18 protein-coding genes are annotated in these 20,170 nt (G+C 73.1%); 5 read left to right on the top strand and 13 right to left on the bottom strand.

Features of this window, described 5'->3' with window-relative positions; all coding sequences use genetic code 11:
* The first annotated feature begins 24 nt into the window (after positions 1-24).
* Positions 25-3,915 carry a Pls/PosA family non-ribosomal peptide synthetase gene (locus ABD784_RS05845; protein ID WP_344881386.1) on the top strand — a complete coding sequence of 1,297 codons (3,891 nt, stop codon included), beginning with the start codon at positions 25-27 and terminating at the stop codon, positions 3,913-3,915.
* Complete coding sequence (locus tag ABD784_RS05850) at positions 3,912-5,291, top strand: M1 family metallopeptidase (RefSeq protein ID WP_344881389.1); 1,380 nt, start codon at positions 3,912-3,914, stop codon at positions 5,289-5,291. Before ABD784_RS05845 ends, ABD784_RS05850 begins: the two co-directional genes overlap by 4 nt.
* Here the strand turns inward: ABD784_RS05850 and ABD784_RS05855 are convergent.
* From ABD784_RS05855 to ABD784_RS05865, 3 genes are read right to left on the bottom strand one after another with little or no spacing between them, the layout of a single operon-like run.
* Positions 5,288-5,986 carry a 4'-phosphopantetheinyl transferase family protein gene (locus tag ABD784_RS05855; protein WP_344881392.1) on the bottom strand — a complete coding sequence of 233 codons (699 nt, stop codon included), beginning with the start codon at positions 5,984-5,986 and terminating at the stop codon, positions 5,288-5,290. The genes ABD784_RS05850 and ABD784_RS05855 overlap by 4 nt on opposite strands.
* The gene (locus ABD784_RS05860; protein WP_344881395.1) at positions 5,987-6,466 is read right to left on the bottom strand and encodes an aminoacyl-tRNA deacylase; all 480 of its coding nucleotides are present in this window, start codon (positions 6,464-6,466) and stop codon (positions 5,987-5,989) included.
* Positions 6,467-6,475: 9 nt separating this feature from the next.
* Positions 6,476-7,111 carry a MerR family transcriptional regulator gene (locus ABD784_RS05865; protein WP_344881397.1) on the bottom strand — a complete coding sequence of 212 codons (636 nt, stop codon included), beginning with the start codon at positions 7,109-7,111 and terminating at the stop codon, positions 6,476-6,478.
* A gap of 93 nt (positions 7,112-7,204) precedes the next feature.
* On the opposite strand from ABD784_RS05865, the gene ABD784_RS05870 reads away from it, so the two are divergent.
* Positions 7,205-7,615, top strand: coding sequence for a hypothetical protein (locus ABD784_RS05870; protein ID WP_344881400.1), 411 nt, complete (start codon positions 7,205-7,207; stop codon positions 7,613-7,615).
* Between the two features lie 134 nt (positions 7,616-7,749).
* Here ABD784_RS05870 and pheT read toward each other — a convergent pair whose 3' ends face one another.
* Positions 7,750-10,293 carry a phenylalanine--tRNA ligase subunit beta gene (pheT, locus tag ABD784_RS05875; protein WP_344881403.1) on the bottom strand — a complete coding sequence of 848 codons (2,544 nt, stop codon included), beginning with the start codon at positions 10,291-10,293 and terminating at the stop codon, positions 7,750-7,752.
* 3 nt (positions 10,294-10,296) lie between these two features.
* Complete coding sequence (gene pheS / locus ABD784_RS05880) at positions 10,297-11,391, bottom strand: phenylalanine--tRNA ligase subunit alpha (protein WP_344881407.1); 1,095 nt, start codon at positions 11,389-11,391, stop codon at positions 10,297-10,299.
* 210 nt (positions 11,392-11,601) lie between these two features.
* Between pheS and ABD784_RS05885 the strand changes: the two genes are divergently transcribed.
* Positions 11,602-12,159 carry a hypothetical protein gene (locus ABD784_RS05885; protein ID WP_344881410.1) on the top strand — a complete coding sequence of 186 codons (558 nt, stop codon included), beginning with the start codon at positions 11,602-11,604 and terminating at the stop codon, positions 12,157-12,159.
* A gap of 37 nt (positions 12,160-12,196) precedes the next feature.
* On the opposite strand, the gene ABD784_RS05890 is transcribed toward ABD784_RS05885, so the two are convergent.
* On the bottom strand, positions 12,197-12,868 hold the full coding sequence (locus ABD784_RS05890; RefSeq protein WP_344881413.1) for a pyroglutamyl-peptidase I: 672 nt from the start codon (positions 12,866-12,868) through the stop codon (positions 12,197-12,199).
* An 83-nt stretch (positions 12,869-12,951) separates the two neighbouring features.
* Between ABD784_RS05890 and ABD784_RS05895 the strand changes: the two genes are divergently transcribed.
* Positions 12,952-14,163, top strand: a complete 1,212-nt coding sequence (locus ABD784_RS05895) for an Rv2578c family radical SAM protein (RefSeq protein WP_344881417.1) — start codon at positions 12,952-12,954, stop codon at positions 14,161-14,163.
* Here ABD784_RS05895 and ABD784_RS05900 read toward each other — a convergent pair.
* The 7 genes from ABD784_RS05900 to infC form a co-directional block, all read right to left on the bottom strand.
* Positions 14,160-15,452: an MFS transporter gene (locus ABD784_RS05900; RefSeq protein WP_344881420.1), complete on the bottom strand. Its 1,293-nt coding sequence runs from the start codon at positions 15,450-15,452 to the stop codon at positions 14,160-14,162. The genes ABD784_RS05895 and ABD784_RS05900 overlap by 4 nt on opposite strands.
* A gap of 131 nt (positions 15,453-15,583) precedes the next feature.
* Complete coding sequence (locus ABD784_RS05905) at positions 15,584-16,054, bottom strand: (deoxy)nucleoside triphosphate pyrophosphohydrolase (RefSeq protein ID WP_425582930.1); 471 nt, start codon at positions 16,052-16,054, stop codon at positions 15,584-15,586.
* Positions 16,051-17,016, bottom strand: a complete 966-nt coding sequence (locus ABD784_RS05910; RefSeq protein WP_344881423.1) for a cation diffusion facilitator family transporter — start codon at positions 17,014-17,016, stop codon at positions 16,051-16,053. The genes ABD784_RS05905 and ABD784_RS05910 overlap by 4 nt, the downstream gene beginning before the upstream one ends.
* Positions 17,017-17,253: 237 nt before the next feature.
* Positions 17,254-18,144, bottom strand: coding sequence for a TrmH family RNA methyltransferase (locus ABD784_RS05915; protein WP_344881426.1), 891 nt, complete (start codon positions 18,142-18,144; stop codon positions 17,254-17,256).
* A 123-nt stretch (positions 18,145-18,267) separates the two neighbouring features.
* Positions 18,268-18,918 carry a 50S ribosomal protein L20, sunset domain variant gene (rplT, locus tag ABD784_RS05920; protein WP_344881429.1) on the bottom strand — a complete coding sequence of 217 codons (651 nt, stop codon included), beginning with the start codon at positions 18,916-18,918 and terminating at the stop codon, positions 18,268-18,270.
* Between the two features lie 88 nt (positions 18,919-19,006).
* Positions 19,007-19,201: a 50S ribosomal protein L35 gene (rpmI, locus tag ABD784_RS05925; RefSeq protein ID WP_309080158.1), complete on the bottom strand. Its 195-nt coding sequence runs from the start codon at positions 19,199-19,201 to the stop codon at positions 19,007-19,009.
* Positions 19,202-19,377: 176 nt separating this feature from the next.
* Positions 19,378-20,061 carry a translation initiation factor IF-3 gene (gene infC / locus ABD784_RS05930; RefSeq protein ID WP_425582931.1) on the bottom strand — a complete coding sequence of 228 codons (684 nt, stop codon included), beginning with the start codon at positions 20,059-20,061 and terminating at the stop codon, positions 19,378-19,380.
* Positions 20,062-20,170 lie beyond the last annotated feature (109 nt).

Consider the following 20,170-nt stretch of genomic DNA (forward strand, 5'->3'; position numbering starts at 1 on the left):
CGCGCGCCCCATCAGAAAGCAGCCATGGCGTTGTCGACGCAGGTCCACCCCTGTCAATTCCCGGGGGCCGCTCAGGCACCCCGCCCGCGTACCCTTCTCGACATCCTCCATTCCACGTCCCGGGAGCATCCGGATGCCCCGGCCCTGGACGACGGCGACCGACCGCTGACCTACGCCGAGCTGCTCGAGGCGGTGCGCGGCCAGGCCCGCGCATTCCACGAGGCCGGCCTGGGCGCCGGGGACCGCATCGGGATCCGCATCCCCTCGGGTACCCGCGAGCTGTACATCGCCATCCTGGCCACCCTCATGGTCGGTGCCGCGTACGTCCCGGTCGACGCCGACGATCCCGACGAGCGCGCCCGCCTGGTCTTCACGGAGGCGCGCGTGGCCGGCATCGTCCGGGCCGGCGGCGAGCTCGTGGTCGACGCCAAGCGCCCGCGGCCCTTCCCGGATCCCCGCGAGCCGCGGCTCGACGACGACGCGTGGATCATCTTCACGTCCGGGTCGACCGGTACGCCCAAGGGGGTCGCCGTCTCGCATCGCTCGGCGGCGGCCTTCGTCGACGCCGAGGCGCGCCTGTTCCTCCGGCAGGAGCCCCTCGCCCCGGGGGACCGCGTCCTCGCCGGCCTCTCGGTGGCCTTCGATGCCTCGTGCGAGGAGATGTGGCTGGCCTGGCGCCACGGCGCCTGCCTGGTCCCGGCCCCGCGCGCTCTGGTGCGCTCCGGCATGGATCTGGGGCCCTGGCTGGTCACCCGCGGGATCACCGCGGTCTCCACGGTCCCGACGCTCGCCGCCATCTGGCCCGCGGAGGCGCTCGAGAACGTCCGTCTGCTCATCTTCGGCGGCGAGGCCTGCCCGCCGGAGCTGGTGGCCCGCCTCGTCTCCCCCGGCCGCGAGGTCTGGAACACGTACGGCCCGACGGAGGCGACGGTCGTGGCCTGCGGTGCCCTGATGACGGGCACCGGCCCCGTCCGCATCGGCCTGCCGCTCGACGGCTGGGACCTGGCGGTCGTCGATGCCGACGGCGTGCCCGTCCCCGAGGGGTCCACCGGCGAGCTGATCATCGGCGGCGTGGGGCTCGCGAAGTACCTGGACGCCGCCAAGGACCGGGAGAAGTACGCGCCGATGCCCACGCTGGGCTGGGAGCGGGCGTACCGCTCCGGCGACCTCGTGGTCAACGACCCGGCCGGGCTGGTCTTCGTCGGGCGCGCGGACGAGCAGGTCAAGCTGGGCGGCCGGCGCATCGAGCTCGGCGAGGTCGACGCGGCGCTGCAGGCCCTGCCCGGAGTCGCCGGAGCCGCGGCCGCCGTGAAGACGACCGCGGCGGGCACGCAGGTCCTCGTCGGCTACCTCGCCGCGGACGCCGGCCTGGACCTCGAGGAGGCGCGCCGGCTCCTGGCCGGGTCCCTCCCGGCGCCGCTGATCCCCCGGCTGACCGTCGTCGATTCCCTGCCGACCAAGACCAGCGGCAAGGTGAACCGCAACGCGCTGCCGTGGCCTCTCCCGCGCGCCGGCCACGCCGACGCGGAGGCAGGGGCGGGACTGCCGGAGCTCTCCGCCGACGCCCAGTTCGTCGTGGACCAGTGGACGGCCGTCCTCGGCTCCGAGCCGGATGGCCCCGACGCGGACTTCTTCGCCGCCGGCGGCGGGTCGCTCCCCGCCGCGCAGCTGGTCTCGCGCCTGCGGGCCCGCTTCCCCTCCGTGACGGTCGCGGACCTGTACGAGCGCCCCCGGCTGGCGGCGCTGCTGGAGGCGCTCGGCTCCCACAGGGCCGACGACTCCCCGGTCCAGATCCGGGACGTCGCCCGCACGACGCGAAAGGCCCAGGTCTTCCAGACGCTCATGGGCGTCCCCCTCTTCGTCCTGGTGGGGATGCGCTGGGTCACGCACCTGATGATCCTGAACAATGTGCTGGCCCTGACCGGGCTGCTCGCCTCCCCGACGACGATCTCCTGGTGGTGGGTGGCCGCCTCGTGGCTGGTGTTCGTCAGCCCGCTCGGCCGCATGGGCCTGTCCGTCCTGGCGGCGCGGATCCTGCTGCGGGGCCTGGAGCCCGGCTCCTACCCGCGGTCCGGCAAGGTCCACCTGCGGCTCTGGCTCGCGCAGCACATCGCGGATCTCGTGGACCCCGTCTCACTGGTGAGCGCGCCATGGGTCCCCTACTACGCCCGCGCCCTCGGGGCGAGGATCGGACGCGACGTGACGCTCCACGCGGTCCCGCCGGTGACCGGGATGCTGAGCATCGGCAAGGGGGCGTCGATCGAGCCCGAGGTGGATCTCTCCGGGTACTGGCTCGACGGCGACCGGGTGCACATCGGCCCGATCCGGATCGGGGCCGGCGCCACCGTCGGCGCCCGCTCCACCCTGCTGCCCGGCGCCGTCGTCGGCGCGGGCAGCGACGTCCAGTCCGGCTCGGCGGTCTACGGCACCACGCGGGAGGACTCGAGCTACGCCGGCTCCCCGGCCCAGCGGACCGGGAAGGCGAAGCCGGCGTGGCCCGGGAGCCGTCCGTCCGGCGGGGCGCTGGCGACGGTGGGCTTCGGGGCGGCCTCCGCGGCACTCGCCATGATCCCGTGGATCTCGGTCCTCGGCGGGGCCGCCATCGTGGCCTGGGCGGCGCGGGGCCACGCCTCCCTGGCGGAGGCCTGGCCATCCGTCGCCGCGGCCGTCCCCCTCGCGGCCGCGGTCTGGTTCCTCCTCAACGCACTCCTCGTCATGGTCGCCGTCCGGCTGCTCGGCGTCGGACTGCGCGAGGGCTGGCACCCGGTGCGCAGCCGGATCGGCTGGCAGGTCTGGGCGACCGAGAGACTGCTCGACATGGCCCGGGATCTGCTGTTCCCGCTGTACGCCTCCCTGTTCACACCGGTGTGGCTGCGCCTGCTCGGGGCGAAGGTCGGGCGCAACGTCGAGGCCTCCACGGTCCTGCTGGTCCCGAAGATGACGACGATCGCCTCCGGCGCGTTCCTGGCGGACGACACCATGGTGGCCTCCTACGAGCTCGGCGGCGGGTGGATGCACGTCGCCCCGGCGAAGGTCGGCAAGCGGGCGTTCCTGGGCAACTCCGGGATCGCAGCCGCCGGGCGCCGGGTCCCCAAGAACGGGCTGGTGGCCGTGCTCTCCGCCACGCCCCCGAAGGCCAAGGCGGGCTCGTCCTGGCTGGGCAGCCCGCCCGTCCGGCTGCGCCGGGTCGAGGAGCAGACCGACGCCGCACGGACGTTCGCCCCTCCGCTGGCGCTCAAGGTCGCCCGCGGCGCCTGGGAGGTCCTCCGCTTCGTGCCCGTCGCCGTCACGGTGGGCATCGCGTCCGCCGTCGTGCTCGTCCTGGACGTGGTCGCCGCGACGGCGGGCTGGGCCGTGGCCGCGCTTCTCAGCGGCGTCGTCATGCTCGCCGCCGGCGGCGTCGCCGCCCTGGTGACGATCGCTGCGAAATGGCTGGTCGTTGGACCCATCCGGTCCGGGAAGCACGCGCTGTGGAGCTCCTTCATCTGGCGGAACGAGGTCGTGGACACGTTCGTGGAGATGGTCTGCGCCACGTGGTTCGCCCGAGCGGCTGCCGGCACGCCGGCCCTGGTGTGGTTCCTGCGCGGCCTCGGTGCGCGGATCGGGCACGGCGTGTGGTGCGACAGCTACTGGCTGCCCGAGGCCGACCTGGTCCGCCTCGGGGACTCCTCCACGGTCAACCGCGGGTGCGTCGTCCAGACGCACCTCTTCCACGACCGCGTCATGGCCATCGACACCGTGGAGCTGGAGGCGGGGGCCACCCTCGGCCCCAACGGCGTCATCCTGCCGGCCGCCTCGATCGGGGCCGGCGCCACCGTGGGCCCGGCGTCCCTGGTGATGCGCGGCGAATCCATCCTCCCGTCCACCCGCTGGATGGGGAATCCGGTCAAGCCCTGGAAGGCTCCCACAGCATGAGCACCCCCTTGACACTGCCCGACCCGTACGTCCCGGGCAACGGCAGCGACGCCTACACGGCGGAGCACTACGACCTGGACCTGGAGTGCAAACTCGGCGGCAACCACCTCTCCGGCCGCGCCCGGCTCACGGGCACCGCGGTCCGCGACCTGCAGGCCATCGAGCTGGACCTGGCCGGCCTGCGCGTGGCGAAGGCCTCCGTCGACGGCCGCAGGGCGGCCTTCAAGCAGCGCGGCGAACGGCTCTCCGTCACGCCGTCGGCGACGATCCGCGCCGGCGCGCGCTTCCAGGTCGAGGTCCGCTACGGCGGAAGTCCCGGACCGCGGACCGGTCCATGGGGCGAGGTCGGCTGGGAGGAGCTCGACGACGGCGTCCTGATCGCCGGCCAGCCCAACGGCGCCGCGACCTGGTTCCCGTGCAACGACCATCCCAGCCAGAAGGCCACCTTCCGGATCTCCGTGTCCACGGACGCCGACTACCGGGCCGTCTGCAATGGCGAGCTCGTGGCGCACGGGCGCAGATCCAGCCGGGAGAACTGGACCTACGAGGTCCGCGAGCCGATGGCCCCCTATCTGGCGACCGTCCAGATCGGCCGGTACCGGCGCGTGGCGCTGGACGCGCGCGGTCCGGGGGACTCGCCGTCCGGCGGCGCCCGAGGACGGGCCCGGCACGCCTCCGAGGCGGCCCTGCCCGCGCAGCAGCTCCTGGTCCCGGCACCGTTGCTGGAGCGTGCGCAGGAGGCCTTCGCCCCTCAGACGGGGATGCTGGAGACCTTCACCGACGCCTTCGGCCCCTACCCCTTCGACGCGTACTCGGCGGTGGTCACCGCGGACGAGCTCGAGATCCCCCTGGAGGCGCACGGGCTGTCCATCTTCGGCTGCAACCATCTGGAGGCGGGCTGGGAGCAGCAGCGGCTGATCGCGCACGAGCTGTCCCACCAGTGGTTCGGCAACTCGCTGACCATCCGGCGCTGGGAGGACATCTGGATGCACGAGGGGTTCGCCTGCTACGCCGAGTGGCTGTGGTCCGAGGCCTCCGGGCTGGAGAGCGCCGCCCAGCGCGCGGAGGCGGCCTACGCCGGCCTCGCCGCGAAGCCCCAGGACCTGGTGGTGGGCGCGCCCGGGCCGGACGAGATGTTCGACGACCGGGTGTACAAGCGGGGCGCCCTGGCCCTGCACGCCCTGCGCGTCCGCCTCGGCGACACGGCGTTCTTCTCGATGCTGCGCAGCTGGACCACGGCCCACCGGCACGGCCACGTCGACTACGAGGCCTTCACCCGGCACGTCTCCGGCGACGAACACGGCGTGGACGCCGCGCGACTCCTCCGCCCCTGGCTCCTCGAGGCCGCGCTGCCGCCGTTCCCCGCCGGCGCCTAGGCCGGCGGGACCGGACCGGGCTCGTCGAGGACGACGGCGGCGAGCAGGCTTCCCAGGCTCGCCGCCTCGGCCTCGGTGTCCTCGCCCGTGGCGAGGACGCTGACGCCCAGCGCGGACAGTGTCCCGGCCCGCTCGCGGCGCCGGCCCACATCCGTGGGGACCCCCTCGGGCTCCACCACGCCGACGCCGGCCGCCTTGCCCCGGGCCTCGAGGAGGGCCCACCGACGGGCGGCCTCGACCCGGCGGCGCGCCCGGGGCAGCAGCCGCAGCGCCGTCTGCTGGGGCTGGGTGAAGAGGCCGAAATCCTCGCCGAAAGGCGGGCAGAGGTCGACGCCGACCCGCTGCTCGGCCGGCGCGAAGGCGACGAGCAGCCATCCGTCGGCCCGGGAGTAGCTCAGCGACAGGTCGGCGTCACACCCGTCGACGAGCAGCCGGGGCGCACCGTGCGGTCCGTCCCCGCAGCGGGGGCAGCGCCCCGTGAGACCGATCCGCTCGGGCTGCCCCGCGGCCTCGGGGAGGACAGCCGCAGCAGCGAAGCGGACCCCCAGCCGCCCGGCGACGAATGCGGTGCGCGGCCCGCCGTCGTCGTAGGCCCCGGCGCGCTCGAGCTCCTCGACACTGAGCCACTCGCGGGGCAGCCCCGCCGCGAAGCTCAGGGGCAGCGCGGCGAGCCGGACGCCCGGGATGGAGGCCATCTACGGGCCGTCCGGGCGATCGGAGATGTCGGCCACCGTGGTGTCGAAGAGCCGGACGATGTCGTCGCCGCGGACCGTCAGGCCCGCCCCGTGCGCGCCGGCGCCGATCGAGACGCGCCGTCCGACGAGGTGCTCGTCGGCCACCACCGGCAGCGGGACGCTGGTCCCGAACGGTGTGATGGTGCCGCGCTCGTAGCCGGTGACCCGGCGCGCTACCTCGGCGTCCGGCATGGACAGGCGGTTGGTGCCCAGGAGGGCCCGGACCTTGGGCCAGGAGAACTTCCGGTCGCCGGGGATCAGCACCAGGAGGTAGTCGTCCTCCGCACGGCGCAGGACCAGCGTCTTGATCAGGTCCCGCGGCTCGATGCCCCGTGCCGCCGCGGCCTCCTCGAGGCTGCCGACGGGGCCGTGCCGCGTCACCTCGAAGTCGATGCCGGCCTCGCGAGCCGCACGGACGGCAGGCGTCTCGAGTTCAGTCATGCCGCCAGCCTAGCCCTCCGCGTCCGCGCGCACTCCCCCGGCGCCCCTCGACCGTGCGACGTCCTGGTGGGCCAGGCGCCGCATGGCGGCGATCACCGGCTCGTAGAGGGCGGTGCCCAGCACCACGTGCTCGATGGCCCGCCCGGACTCCCCCGCCGGCACGTGGGCCGCGTCGAACTCCGCCATGGCGTGCACGTGCCGGGCGTAGCAGCGGGCCCGCTCGGGGCTGATGCCCAGGCCCACCGACTCCGCCGCGGCGAGGGCGTCCTCGAGCTGGGCCATGGCCGCACTCCCGGGGTCGATGTGCTCGCCGATCTCCCGTGCCACGGCCTCGGCCCGGGGATACGGCCCGCGCCGGTCGTCGGCGACGGCGGGCGGCAGCGCGGCCACGGCGCGCCCGAGCGAGGCCACGGGGTCCGGCGATGGCTCGTCGATGACGGCCACGACCGTCCGCACGCCGGCCAGCGGCAGATTGGCGGTGTCGCGGAGGGCCCGGATGAGCGCGAGCCGTCGGACGTGCTCCTCGCCGTAGAGCGACAGCTTCGCCCCGACCGCGCGGCCCGGCGGCAGCAGTCCCTCGCGCAGGTAGTACTTCACGGTCGCCAGCGGGACGCCGGTGCGCTCGACCAGTTCGGAGATCCGCATTCCACCCCTTGCCATGGATAGCTCTTCTATCTACCGTAGATAGTGCTGGTACCCAACGCTACTGCACCACCCACCGCGCCGGAAGGCATCCCGATGGAGCCCGCAACCCTCACCCTGGCCGGCATCCTCATGCTGGCCCTCATCACGGTCGAGTCCGGCGGGGCGTTCCTGCTGCGCGTCACGACCGGCGGTCATCCCGCGAACGACCTGCAGCGGAACTGGTACCGGGCGGGACATGCGCACGCCGCGGTGCTCTTGGTCCTCTCGCTCGCGATCCTCCCCTACACGGACGCCTACGAACTGCCGGCCTGGGCCGTCTGGCTCGCCCGCTCCGGGGTACCCGCTGCCGCCCTCCTCATGCCGGCCGGGTTCTTCCTCGGGGTGCTGGGCCAGGACCCGCAGAAACCCGGCCGCGCCGCCGTCCTCGTGCCGATCGGTGCGGCGGTGCTCACGGCCGGGCTGCTGGCCGCGGGCATCGGGGCGATCGCCGCCGGCCGGCCCTGAGCCCCGAGGGGGACGACGACCCGAGGGGGACGACGACCCGAGGGGGACGACGACCCGAGGGGGACGACGAAGGGCGGCGGGCCGATGCCCGCCGCCCTTGTGCACCGCGTCGTCGTGCGACGCTGTGCCGGCCTCTACCGCTGGATGGCCCCGTGCCGCTCGGCGGCCAGCGCGACGGCGGCCGCGCGGGCCTCGGACGCCTCGTCCGCCGTGAGCGTGCGGTCGTCCGCGCGGAAGCGGAGTCCGAAGGCGAGCGACTTGCGCCCGTCCTCGATACCGGCCCCCGAGTACACGTCGAAGAGCGCGACGTCCTCGAGCAGCTCGCCGGCCCCCTCGCGGAGGGTCTCCAGGACGTCGGCGGCGACGGTGTCCGCGCCGACGACGAGCGCGACGTCCTGCGTGGTGACGGGAAAGGTGGAGAGGGGGCGGGCGACGACGACGTCCGCGGCCGCGTCCATCACCGTCTCCAGGTCCAGCTCGAAGGCCGCCGAGCGGGCCGGCAGGTCCAGGTCCTTGAGCAGGCTCGGGTGCAGCTCGCCGGCGAAGCCGACGGGCTCGCCGGTGCGCAGCGACAGCCGGGCGGTCCGGCCCGGGTGGAACGCCTGGTGGCGGCCCTGGGCGACGACGATCTCGACGCCGAGCAGCTCCCCGACCGTCAGCGCTACGTCGAGGGCGTCCGACCACTCCCACTGGCGCGGCGCGTAGCCGGCGGCCGGGGACCCCTCGTGGCCCGTCAGGATGCCGCCGACGTGCCATGGCTGCTCCGGGATGCCCGCGTAGAGCTCGTCGAGGACCTCGTCCGCGGGCTTGGCGCCCAGGGGTGGCAGGACCGCGGAGCCGAGCTGCTCGCCGGGCACGAAGATCAGGCCGGCCTCGAAGAGCGCCAGGTCGCGGAAGCCGCGGGCGTGGTTGCGGCGCGCGGCCTCCAGCAGGCCGGGGAGCAGGGAGCGGCGCAGGTAGCCGAACTCGGAGGAGATCGGGTTCGCCAGCTTCACGGCCGGCACCTCCTCGCCCTCGACGGGGGTGCCGAACCGGTCGTTCTGAGCCGTCGAGACGAACGGGTAGTTCAGCACCTCGGTCAGCCCGGCGTCGGCGAGGCCCTGGAGGACGCGGCGGCGCTGCTGCTGCGCGCGGGTCAGGCCGCGGCCGGGAGGTGCCACGGGAAGCGTCGCGGGGATCTGGTCGTAGCCGACCAGGCGCGCGATCTCCTCGACGAGGTCCTCCTTGATGGCCAGGTCCGGCCGCCAGGAGGGCGCCGTGACGCGGAGGCCGCCGTCGTACTCCTGGACGTCGGCGCCGATCCCGGCGAGCGCCGAGACCTGCTGCTCGCGGGTGTAGTCGATCCCGATGAGGCGGGCCGCGAAGCCGTCCGGCAGGTCGATGACCACCGGTTCGGGGCGGACGTGGGCGTCGGTGACCGTGGTCTCGACGGTGCCGCCGGCGAGCTCGACGAGCAGGTCGGCGGCGCGCTGCGCTGCGACGTCGGCGAGCTCCCAGTCGACGCCGCGCTCGTTGCGCTTCGACGCCTCGGACGGCAGGCGGTGCCGCCGACGGGTCCGGCCCATGGAGATGGCGTCGAAGTGCGCCGACTCGATGAGGACGTTCGACGTCCCGTCGCCGACCTCGGTCTCGGCACCGCCCATGACGCCGGCCAGGCCGATCGCGCCGCGGTCGTCGGTGATGAGCAGGTCCTCGGTGGAGAGCTCGCGGACCTTGCCGTCCAGCGTCTCCAGCTTCTCGCCGGGATTCGCGCGGCGAACGACGATCGGGCCCTGGAGCTTGTCGGCGTCGTAGAAGTGCAGCGGCTGGCCGAGCTCGAGCATCACGTAGTTGGAGATGTCGACGATCAGCGAGATGGAGCGCATGCCGGCCAGCCGCAGGCGGGAGGCCATCCACGGCGGCGTGGGGCGCGTCGGGTCCACGCCGCGCACGGTGCGCGCGACGAACCGGTCGCAGCCGGCGGTGCCGTAGATCGGCGCCTGGTCCTCGAGCCGCACGGGGTGGCCCTCGCCCGTCGGCTGGTCCACGCTCACCCGGGAGACGGGGTCCACGAACTCGGTGCCGGTCGCCAGCGCGTACTCGCGGGCGACGCCGCGCAGGGAGAAGCAGTAGCCGCGGTCCGGGGTCACGTTGATTTCGGCGGCCTCGTCGTCGAGCCCGAGGAGCGCATAGACGTCCGTGCCGACCTCCGGGTCCAGCCCGAGGTGGGAGAGGACGATGATGCCGTCGTGCTCGTCGCCGAGGCCGAGCTCGCGCGCGGAGGCGATCATGCCGGCGGAGACGTGGCCGTAGGTCTTGCGCGGGGAGATCCGGAAGTCACCGGGCAGGACGGCGCCGGGCAGGGTGACGACGACCTTGTCGCCGACCTCGAAGTTGTGCGCACCGCAGACGATGCCCTGCACGCCCGAGGGGTCGATGCCCTCGCCGGCCAGGGTCTGCTCGGCGCCCTCGGGGACCACGCGGACCTGGCACCAGTTGATGGTCTTGCCGTTCTTCTGCGGCTCCTTCTCGAGCGAGAGGACCTGCCCCACGACGATCGGCCCGGACAGCTCGTCGGAGGGACGGTGGACGTCCTCCTCCTCGAGGCCGACCCGGACCAGATCCGCCATGACGTCTTCGGCCGTGGCGTCGGCCGGTACCTGCGCGAACTCGCGCAGCCAAGAGAGCGGAATACGCATGGGTTAGATCTCCATCCCGAAGTGCTGGCTGAAGCGGACGTCGCCTTCGATCATGTCGCGCATGTCGTCGACGTCGTTGCGGAACATGAGGGTGCGCTCGACGCCCATGCCGAACGCGAACCCGGTGTACTCCTCCGGGTCGATGCCGGCGGCCCGCAGCACGTTGGGGTTGACCATGCCGCAGCCACCCCACTCGATCCAGCGGGGGCCGCCCTTGGCGCCCGGGTGCCAGATGTCCAGCTCGGCGCTCGGCTCGGTGAACGGGAAGTAGGCCGGGCGCAGGCGGATCCGGGCCTCGGCGCCGAACATCTGGCGCGCGAAGTGCTCGAGCGTCCCGCGCAGGTCGGCCATGGTCAGTCCCTGGTCGATGGCGAGGCCCTCGAACTGGTGGAAGACCGGCGTATGGGTGGCGTCCAGCTCGTCGGTGCGGAACGTACGGCCCGGGCACAGCACGTACAGCGGCAGGTCGCGCTCGAGCATGGAGCGCACCTGCACGGGCGACGTGTGGGTCCGGAGCACCAGGTGGGCGTCCGCGGGCTCGACGAAGAACGTGTCCTGCATCTCCCGCGCCGGGTGGTCCGGCTTGAAGTTCAGGGCGTCGAAGTTGAACCACTCGGACTCCACCTCGGGGCCCTCGGCGATCTCCCAGCCCATGCCCACGAAGATGTCGGAGACGCGGTCCTGCAGGATCGAGAGCGGGTGCCGGGCACCGGCACGACGGCGGCGCGGGGCCGCCGTGACGTCGACGGTCTCCTCGACGAGGATGCGCGCGGCCTCCTCCTCCTCCAGCACGGCGGTGCGCTCGGCGAGCGCCTTGTTCACCCGGCCGCGGGCGGCACCGACGAGCTTGCCGGCGACGGCCTTCTCGGCCTTGTCCAGCTGGCCGATCTGCCGGTTGGACAGTGCCAGCGGCGACTTGTCGCCGGTATGCGCCAGACGGGCCTGCTTCAGCTCGGCGAGGTCCCCGGCGGCGGCGATCGCGGCGAGCGCCGCGTCGACGGCGGCGCCGACGGCGGCCTCGTCCGTGGGGTGCGGCACCGCCGGAGCGCCTTCTTGGATTTCAGGTGCGTCGGCGGTGGCCGACGTGGCGTCAGACATGGGTGAATACAGCCCTTTGCAGTTTCCGATGGAGGTGTGGTGGATTCCCGCCCAGTCTAGAGCAGGGGTCCCACGCGAGAGGAAACACGGACGGACGGCGTCGCCGCGCGGGCGGATCGCAGGGCGGGTCGCCGCGCGGGCGGCGGCGAGGGGGCGGCGAGCGGCGGAGGCGGCGTTCCGGCGGGCGGGGCGGCCCGGTAGCGTGGGGCCATGCCGACCCGATGCCCCGCCCCGATCGAGTGGGGTCGGGTGCGCGCCGCGCTCAACTGGCTCAATCTCATGACGCCGCTCGGCCTGGCGGTCGCGCGGGCCGCGCGCTGCCGGGTCCGCCCCTACGCACCGGGGGCCGCTCGGCCCGCCGGGCTCTGGGTGGCGGAGGGGTTCGAGGGGCCGCTGCCGCGGGCGGCCGCGTTCACCGTCGGCAGCGTCGTCGTCCTCCGTCCCGCCGTGGGCGCGCCCGAGCGCCGCCCTGACCTGATGCGGCACGAGGCGGCGCACGCCGCCCAGTACGCCCTCTGCGGCGGGCTGCCGTTCCTGCCCCTCTACTTCGCCGCGGCCGGATGGTCCTGGCTGCGGACCGGCGACCCGGCCTCCCGGAACGTCTTCGAGCGCGCCGCCGGCCTGCGGCGGGGAGGCTACAGGGAGGCCCCGCGCATCCCCTGGCGTCGGCGGGGCCGGCAGCTCGCCTCCATGCTGCGGCTCGCCTCCATGCTGCGGCTCGCCTCCGTGCTGCGGCGCCCCGGCCGCCGGACGGCCACGGGCCGATGATGGGCCCGTCCCCCGGCGGCGTCGGCCGTGCCCGGCGCTAGTCCCCCGAGGACGCGGAGCTCACCGGCATGTCGTCGCCCGGGTGCCGGGCCTCGTGCATGGACGCCTTCGCGGCGATCTCCAGGGCGCGGGCCATGGCGCCGACGGTCCAGGCCCCGCTCACCGCCTCCTCGGTGTCCGCGCCGGCTGGGTACGGCGTCCCCTCGGCGGGGACATGGATGAATCCGGCGATCCGCGGCTCGCCCGCCGAGGCGTGGTGCATGAGCTCGAAGAAGGCCTTGTTGCAGACGTACCGCCCCGCGGAGTCGGAGAGCTCGACCGGCAGGCCCGAGAGCTCGAGCCGCGCGAGTATCCGGTCCAGCGGGAGCGTGCTCGGGTACTCGTCCGGGGCGTCGACGACGCAGGGGACGTCCACCGGCTGCGCCCCGGCGTTGTCGGGGATCCGGGCGTCGATCCTGTTGACGGCCACGCGCTCCAGCGAGATCCGGTCGCGCTCCGCCGCCACGCCCGCGGCGATGACGACGTTGGCACTCGTCTCCTCGACGGCCTCGCGCAGGCGGCGCCCGGCGAGCCCGAACGTGCACGGGAGGACGACGGCGACGGCGTCCGTCCCCTCGCTCATGAGCTGGTGGGCCGCCAGTTGCGCGGCCTCCGCGGACGGATTGCTCTCGGCGCCGTCGAAGGGCTCGAAGCCGGTCAGGAGGATCATGCCGTCATGCTAGCGCGACCGCACCGAGTTCGAGTTCGAAGATCCACTGGACCCGGCGTTCGAATCTATGTTCTAATAAAGGCGTGAGATGGGAAGCTCAGCTGGTTCGGTCCTCGACCGACCAGCCGGATGCGGGCACCGGCCGGGTGTCCCCCAAGGCCCAGGCTGTCCAAGCCGAGGCCGGTGCCCCGCATCTGCACCCTCTCCCGCTCGCCGGTCCCGCCGCCGAGCGAGCAACAGTCGAGCAGGCCGCCGTCGAACCGGCCACAGTCGAGCAGGCCACAGCCGAGCCGCTGATCCAGCTGCCGAACGTGCTGCGCACGGTCCGCTCCCCCGAGTTCGAGGGGATGACCTTCCACGAGGTCGTCGCGAAGAGCGCACTGAACCGGGTGCCGGAGTCCTCGAACATGCCGTTCCGCTGGACGATCAACCCCTACCGTGGCTGCACGCACGCCTGCGTCTACTGCTTCGCGCGCAAGACGCACACCTATCTGGATCTGGACTACGGCCGCGACTTCGACTCGCAGGTGGTCGTCAAGCGGAATGTGGCCGAGGTCCTCCGCGCCGAGCTGCGTCGCCCGTCCTGGCGGCGCGAGCACGTGGCCCTGGGTACGAACACGGACCCGTACCAGCGGGCCGAGGGCCGCTATCGACTCATGCCGGACATCATCGAGGCGCTCGCCGCCTCCGGCACGCCCTTCTCGATCCTGACCAAGGGGACGCTGCTCGCGCGGGACATCGATCTGCTGGCCCGCGCCGCCGAGCGGGTGCCGGTCGGCGTGGGACTGTCGATCGCCATGACCGACGACGCGCTCAGCGCGCGTGTGGAGCCCGGGACGCCGTCGCCGACCGCCCGGCTGAGGCTGCTGGAGCGCCTCGCGGGCGCCGGCGTCGACTGCCACGTCATGGCGATGCCGATCCTGCCGTGGCTGAGCGACTCCGACGCGGCCCTCGAGTCGTTGTTCGAGCGGGTCCGCTCCGCCGGCGCCTCCCGTATCACGGCCGGCCCCCTGCACCTGCGTCCCGGCGCACGCGAGTGGTACTTCGACTGGCTGGCCGAGCAACGCCCCGACCTGGTCCCGCGCTACCGCGAGGTCTACCGGCGCGGCGCCGTCGCCTCGAAGGAGTACCGCGGGTGGCTCGACGGCAAGGTCTCCGCCCTGAAGCGACGCCATGGCCTCGGCTCGGCCGGTTGGCGCAGCAGCGCTGCGGACTCCGGCCCCGGCGCGGGTGCCAGGCCCCCGGCCGGCCGTGCGGCGGTTCCGCCTCCGGCCGACCAGGCGGCACTCTTCTAGCTCGGGTCGCCCGCCCTCCCGGTCCCCTCGTCCTTCTCCTGCCGGTCGTCCTTCTCGACCAGGGAGTGCAGGCCGCTGCGCGGCTCCGCCGGGCTCGGGTCGTCCACTCCGGCCGGCCGGCGGTGCCGCATGAGGGCCAGCGGCACCGTGACGAGCGAGAAGGCGGCGCAAGCGAGCAGGGCCGAGGGGAAGGACCAGCCGGCCGCGAGGGCTCCGACGAGCACCGATCCGAGGCCGGTGCCGGCGTCGAAGCCGACATTCCACACGGCGCTGGCGACCCCGTAGTCGCGGCGGCGGACGACAGCGAACGACTCGACGAGGGTCAGGTTCTGCAGGCCGCCGTAGCTGATGCCCACAGCAGCCATCGCGACGAGAAGTGCCGCGATGACGGTCCGCTCCGGATCGGCCACCGCCCAGGCCCCGAGCGCCAGGCCCGCTATCGTCAGCAGCACCAGCGGCAGGATGAACGGTCGCGCGCCGTGGCGGTCCACCAGGCCGCCGAATGCCCACCGGCTCACAGCGGCGGCGAACGTCAGCAGCAGGAGGCCGATCGCGGTCGCGCCCGGGTTCGAGCTCATCTGCGGGGCGAAGGTGATGAAGGCACCGCCGGCGAGGGTGGCCGCGAGCAGCAGCGCCATCGGGCGGGCGAGCGGGATGAAGCGACGGGCGGTCTGGACCTCGTCGGCCGGGTGGTCCGGGGCATCGGGCAGCGCGCCCAGGTGCCCGGCCAAGCGGTAGGCGGGCACGATGCTCAGGAGTGGCAGCGCACCGAGGACGAACACGGGCCAGAAACCGATGTTCTGCGCGATCCAGGGCGCGGCCGGCAGGAGCACGACCTGCGGGAGGGCGATGGCCAGGCCGTAGGCGCCGACGGCCTTGCCGCGACGGGCCGGCTCCACGAGCTCGGCGACGGCGGTGCTGCCGGAGACGGTCAGAATGCCGAACCCGAGGCCGCGGACCGCGGAGAGGGCCAGGACGCTGGGCAGGTCGGCGGAGAGCGCGAACAGCAGCGGGGGCGCGCCGAGCAGGACCATCCCGGTGGTCAGGACGGCGCCCCAGCCGAAGCGGCGCAGCGCCCAGGGGACGAACGGCTGGGCCAGGACGGTGAACAGCATGAGCACGCCGTTGACGAGCCCGGCCCCGTCCGTGCCGGCGCCGCCCTCGAGCGTCCAGAGCGGAGCCGTGGGCATGAGAACGGAGAAGCCGGAGAATCCGAACCCCGTCATCAGCAGGAGCGCGGGCATTCCGGGCATGCGCCACACGGGCGGTGGCGACGCTTTTTCGACCATGCCTCCGATTGTGCCAGCCCGGAGGCGCAGGTCAGGACCTATTCGAAGGGTCGTCCCCCACAGGCGTGGTCGCTTCGGCGCTCAGCCTTCGGCCCTGGGTCACGACGGGACCCACTGAGGGCAGGGCCCCGTCAGGGGACCCTGGCCAGCAGTGCCTCCACGATGGGCAGGTCGGCGGGGATCCACTCGACCGCCAGTGCGCCTCGGTCCAGCGGCAGCCAGCGCAGGAGATCGTGATCCTCGCGCGGCAGAGCCTCCCCGGAGGCGGCCTCGGCGAACCAGACCCGCATGGCGGCCGGGCCGGCGAGCGGCCACCCCTGCTCAAGCGGCCCGGTGATCTCCCGGCCCAGCCGCGCGGTGACGCCCAGCTCCTCGTGGAGCTCGCGGAGCAACGCCGCCTCGCAGGTCTCGCCGGGGTCGACCTTGCCGCCGGCGAACTCCCACAGGCCGGCCAGCGCGGCCGGGCGGGTCCGCCGGGCCGCCAGCACCCTGGTCGGCGCCTGGAGCCGGTCCACGAGGGCCGCCCCCACGATCTGCTTCAGCGGCCGCTCGGCGGCGGCGCCGGGGCCGACGACGCTGCCGGCGCGCGTCTCCCCGCTCACTCGGCCGTTCCGGGATCCTCGAGGCTGGAGCCCTCCTGCTCGGACTGGGTGGGCGTCCGCTTGATGTCCGGCTCGAGGTAGATCATCGTGGCGATCGGGACGGCCTCGCGGATCCGTTCCTCCACGGCGTTGATCCCGTCGGCGATCTCCTGGCCGCCGGCCTGCGGTGCGATCGAGATCTTGCCGGCCACGAGGAGTTCCTCCGGCCCGAGGTGCAGGGTCTTCAGGTGGATGATGCGGGTGCCGTCCTCGCTGATCGCGCCCTCGATGGCACGGATGTGCTCCTTGGTGGCGGACTCGCCGAGCAGCAGGGAGCGGGTCTCGAAGGCCAGCACCACGGCGATGATGACGAGCAGCACGCCGATGGCCGCGGTCCCGAGGGCGTCCCAGACGCCGTCGCCGGTGACGATGGTGATGGAGACGCCGATCAGCGCGAACACCAGGCCGAGCAATGCGCCGAGGTCCTCGAGCAGGATCACCGGCAGCTCCGGCGACTTCGCGCGCCGGACGAACTCGACCCAGGAGGCCTTGCCGCGCACCCGGTTCGACTCCACGATCGCCGTGCGGAACGAGAAGGACTCCGCGATGATGGCTCCGACCAGGACCGCGAGCGGCACCCACCACCAGGGCCCCTCGATCCCGTGGGGGTCCTGGAACTTGTGCCAGGCCTCGTACAGGGCGAAGAGGCCGCCGACGCTGAAGAGGACGATCGAGACGATGAACGAGTAGATGTAGCGCTCGCGCCCGTAGCCGAACGGATGCTCGGGGCTGGCCTGCTTCTTCGCGGCCTTGCCGCCGAGCAGGAGCAGGACCTGGTTGCCGGAGTCGGCCACGGAGTGGATCGCCTCGGCCAGCATGGACGACGACTGCGTGATCGCCCATGCCACGAACTTGAACAGCGCGATCGTCAGGTTGGCGCAGAGTGCCGCGACGACCGCCTTGGTACCGCCGGATGCTGCCATCGTGTGTTCCCTTCAGCTCGGGTGGCCGCGCGCGGACCGCGGCGGCCGCCGGCCGTGGGGCCGGCGTTCCTCGCTGGCGATCCTATCGGCGACGCACGCCGTTTGCCGAGACGCCGGAGCGAGTGTTCCCGTCCGCACGCTCGAGGCCCCGGCGCCCGGCCCCGGCGCTCGATTTCGGCCCGCGCTCGAGCGCCGTGCCCGGGTCCCGTGCCCAGGCTCCGTGCCCAGGCCCCGTGCTCAGGCTCGGCGCTGCGCGCGTGCCGAGGCGTACAGGCACACGGTCGCGGCCGTCCCGACGTTGAGGGATTCGGCGACGCCGTACAGGGGCACGGCGACGCGGAGGTCGGCCGCCTCGAGCTGCTCGTCGCCGAGACCGGCCGCCTCGTTGCCGAACAGCCAGGCTGTGGGACGCTCGAGCACCGGCTCGGCAGCCGCGTCGACACCGAGGCGCCGGGCGGCCGCGCGGTCCTGGAGCTCGTCCAGATCGGCGGCGCCGTAGCCGTCCGCGGCGAGCAGCCCGACGCCGGTCCGGCGGAGCGCCTCCGCCAGGTCGGCGAAGTCGATCCCGGTGACGATCGGGAGGTGGAAGATCGATCCGACGGTGGAGCGAACGGCCTTGGGGTTGAAGAGATCGACGCTGCCCGTGGTCGCTACGACGGCGTCGGCGCCGGCCGCGTCGGCGGCCCGCAGGATGGTGCCCGCGTTGCCCGGGTCCTGGACCTCGCACAGCACGGCGATCAGGCGCGGCTTCGCGGCCAGCACGTCGACGAGCCCGGCCTGCGGCTGGTGGCAGACGGCGACAATCCCCTGCGGGGAGACCGTGTCGGCCATCGCTGCGATCACGGCCGGTTCCGCCAGCCGCGGCTCGACGCCCGGGACGCCGGAGACCAGGTCGGGGTGCCGCTCGGCGGCGTCCGGGGTCGCGAAGATCTGGTGCACGACGGCGTCGCGCCCCGCGGCGCTGCGCTCCCGGTGCAGGCGGACCGCCTCCCGCACGGCCTGGGGACCCTCCGCGAGGAAGCGCATCGATCGGCTGCGCCCGCTGCGGGTGGCGAGCCGGGCGACCTCGCGGACCCGCTCGGCACGGGGGTTGGTCATGACCGGCTGCCGGCCTGCGTCGTCGTTCATGGCGGGGGCTCTCTCTCGAAGCGGTGCCGGGGACTCCGGCATGGCATGCGAAGAGGGGCGGGATCCGCGGATCCCGCCCCTCAATCGTCGGCCTCTCGGCCGGGTGTCAGACGCGAGTCCGACTTACTTCCACTGCTGGCGCGACTCGCCGCCGGCCGGCTCGAAGCCGGCGGCCTTGGCGGCCTCCACCGAGTTGAACCACCACTCGGCGGTGGTCTGCTCGTACCAGGTCGAGCCCGGGACGTGGTACTTCTTCGACTGGTTGCCCTTGATGACGAAGCCCTCGGGGGCGTCCTCGCCCTCGACGGCCTTGACGGCGCCCTCGTTGTCCGAGACGGCCACGTCGCCGGCTGCGGCCGGAGCGGCCTTCGCGGCGGGAGCCGACTTGGCAGCCTTGGTGGCCGGCGCGTTGACGTCGCTCGGCAGTGCCTCCTTGGCCAGCTTGACCAGGGTGGTGAAGGTGGCGGCGTCGGAGATGGCCAGCTCGGCCAGCATGCGGCGGTCGACCTCGATCTCGGCGGCCTTGAGGCCCTGGATCAGGCGGTTGTACGTCATGCCGTTGGCGCGGGCCGCGGCGTTGATGCGCTGGATCCACAGGCGGCGGAAGTCGCCCTTGCGCTTGCGGCGGTCGTTGTAGCTGTAGACGAACGAGTGGAGCAGCTGCTCCTTCGCCTTGCGGTACAGGCGCGAACGCTGACCGCGGTAGCCCTTGGCGCGCTCCAGAACGACGCGACGCTTCTTGTGGGCGTTGACCGCCCGCTTCACACGTGCCACGTGTGTACTCCTTTGATCTAGTTGTCCCGCGCGCCCGGTGGGGCGTCCTGCGGGACGGGTGTCTGTCTTCGTCCGGTGGCCGTGCGGCCTAGAGGCCCAGCATCCGCTTGATGGTCTTCACGTCGGCCTTGGCGACCAGCTGGTCGCTCTTCAGACGGCGGGTCAGCGTGGAGGGCTTGTGCTCCAGGTAGTGGCGGCGGTTGGCCTGCTGGCGCTTGAGCTTGCCGCTGCCGGTGAGCTTGAAGCGCTTCTTGGCACCGCTGTGAGTCTTGAACTTCGGCATGTCCGCCGTTCTCCTTACGTGCTCCCGTGCCTCAGGGCCGGGGATCTGTTGCGGGCATCCGTGCTCGGATGCCCTCCAGGGTGATTGCGCACTCCGCCGCGGACGGGTCCGCGACGAGTGAAACTTCCGGTGCCGCCCGCCGTCGCAACGGCCGGCGGAGGAGTTGGGGCCGAGAGTTACTCGGCCTCTCCCGACTTGGGCGTCTCCGTCTCGGCCGCCTCCGCGGACTGGTCGGAGGCCTGGGCCAGCTTCGCGCGGTCCTCCTCGGACATGTTGTCCGCGAGCGACTGCGTCATCTCCGGCTCGCCCTGCTGCGTGTCGACGCGCTCCTTGCGAGCACGGCGGGCCTCGTCCTTCTGCTCCTGACGACGGGCGTCGGCCTTGGCCTCCGCCTTCGTCTTGAGCGGGCCGATCACCATGACCATGTTGCGGCCGTCGATCCGCGGAGTGGACTCCACGGCGCCGACCTCGGCAACGTCCTCGGCGAACTTCTGCAGCAGGCGGATGCCCATCTCGGGGCGCTGCTGCTCACGGCCGCGGAACTGGATCATGGCCTTGACCTTGTCGCCCGCCGCCAGGAAGCGGAGGGCGTGGCCCTTCTTCGTCTCGTAATCGTGCTTGTCGATCTTGAGCCGGAAGCGGACCTCCTTCAGAACCGTGTTCGTCTGGTTCTTCCGGGACTCGCGAGCCTTGACGGCGGCCTCGTACTTGAACTTGCCGTAGTCCATCAGCTTGCACACCGGGGGCTTCGCATTGGGCGCAACCTCGACCAGGTCCAAGTCGGCTTCCGCCGCGAGACGCAACGCGTCATCGGTGGGGACTACGCCCACCTGTTCACCGTTCGGTCCAACCAACCGCACCTCGGAGACGCGGATTCGATCGTTAATGCGTGGATCGCTGATGTGTCACTCCTGCTTGTTCGTGTACTGGATACCGCCCACCAACGGAAAAGGCCTCCGTCTGCGAGGC

Origin of the sequence: Zhihengliuella alba, from assembly GCF_039538765.1 — a bacterium.
Taxonomy (GTDB): Bacteria; Actinomycetota; Actinomycetes; order Actinomycetales; family Micrococcaceae; genus Zhihengliuella; species Zhihengliuella alba.

Bases quoted from the DNA above. Each gene is read 5' to 3' on its own strand.
- ABD784_RS05845 (WP_344881386.1), top strand. From the start codon at position 25: ATGGCGTTGTCGACGCAGGTCCACCCCTGTCAATTCCCGGGGGCCGCT.
- ABD784_RS05910 (WP_344881423.1), bottom strand. From the start codon at position 17,016: ATGGCAGCATCCGGCGGTACCAAGGCGGTCGTCGCGGCACTCTGCGCC.
- ABD784_RS05915 (WP_344881426.1), bottom strand. From the start codon at position 18,144: ATGAACGACGACGCAGGCCGGCAGCCGGTCATGACCAACCCCCGTGCC.
- ABD784_RS05860 (WP_344881395.1), bottom strand. From the start codon at position 6,466: ATGACTGAACTCGAGACGCCTGCCGTCCGTGCGGCTCGCGAGGCCGGC.
- pheS (WP_344881407.1), bottom strand. From the start codon at position 11,391: ATGTCTGACGCCACGTCGGCCACCGCCGACGCACCTGAAATCCAAGAA.
- ABD784_RS05865 (WP_344881397.1), bottom strand. From the start codon at position 7,111: ATGCGGATCTCCGAACTGGTCGAGCGCACCGGCGTCCCGCTGGCGACC.
- ABD784_RS05850 (WP_344881389.1), top strand. From the start codon at position 3,912: ATGAGCACCCCCTTGACACTGCCCGACCCGTACGTCCCGGGCAACGGC.
- ABD784_RS05855 (WP_344881392.1), bottom strand. From the start codon at position 5,986: ATGGCCTCCATCCCGGGCGTCCGGCTCGCCGCGCTGCCCCTGAGCTTC.
- pheT (WP_344881403.1), bottom strand. From the start codon at position 10,293: ATGCGTATTCCGCTCTCTTGGCTGCGCGAGTTCGCGCAGGTACCGGCC.
- rpmI (WP_309080158.1), bottom strand. From the start codon at position 19,201: ATGCCGAAGTTCAAGACTCACAGCGGTGCCAAGAAGCGCTTCAAGCTC.
- ABD784_RS05890 (WP_344881413.1), bottom strand. From the start codon at position 12,868: ATGATCCTCCTGACCGGCTTCGAGCCCTTCGACGGCGCCGAGAGCAAT.
- ABD784_RS05900 (WP_344881420.1), bottom strand. From the start codon at position 15,452: ATGGTCGAAAAAGCGTCGCCACCGCCCGTGTGGCGCATGCCCGGAATG.
- ABD784_RS05885 (WP_344881410.1), top strand. From the start codon at position 11,602: ATGCCGACCCGATGCCCCGCCCCGATCGAGTGGGGTCGGGTGCGCGCC.
- ABD784_RS05870 (WP_344881400.1), top strand. From the start codon at position 7,205: ATGGAGCCCGCAACCCTCACCCTGGCCGGCATCCTCATGCTGGCCCTC.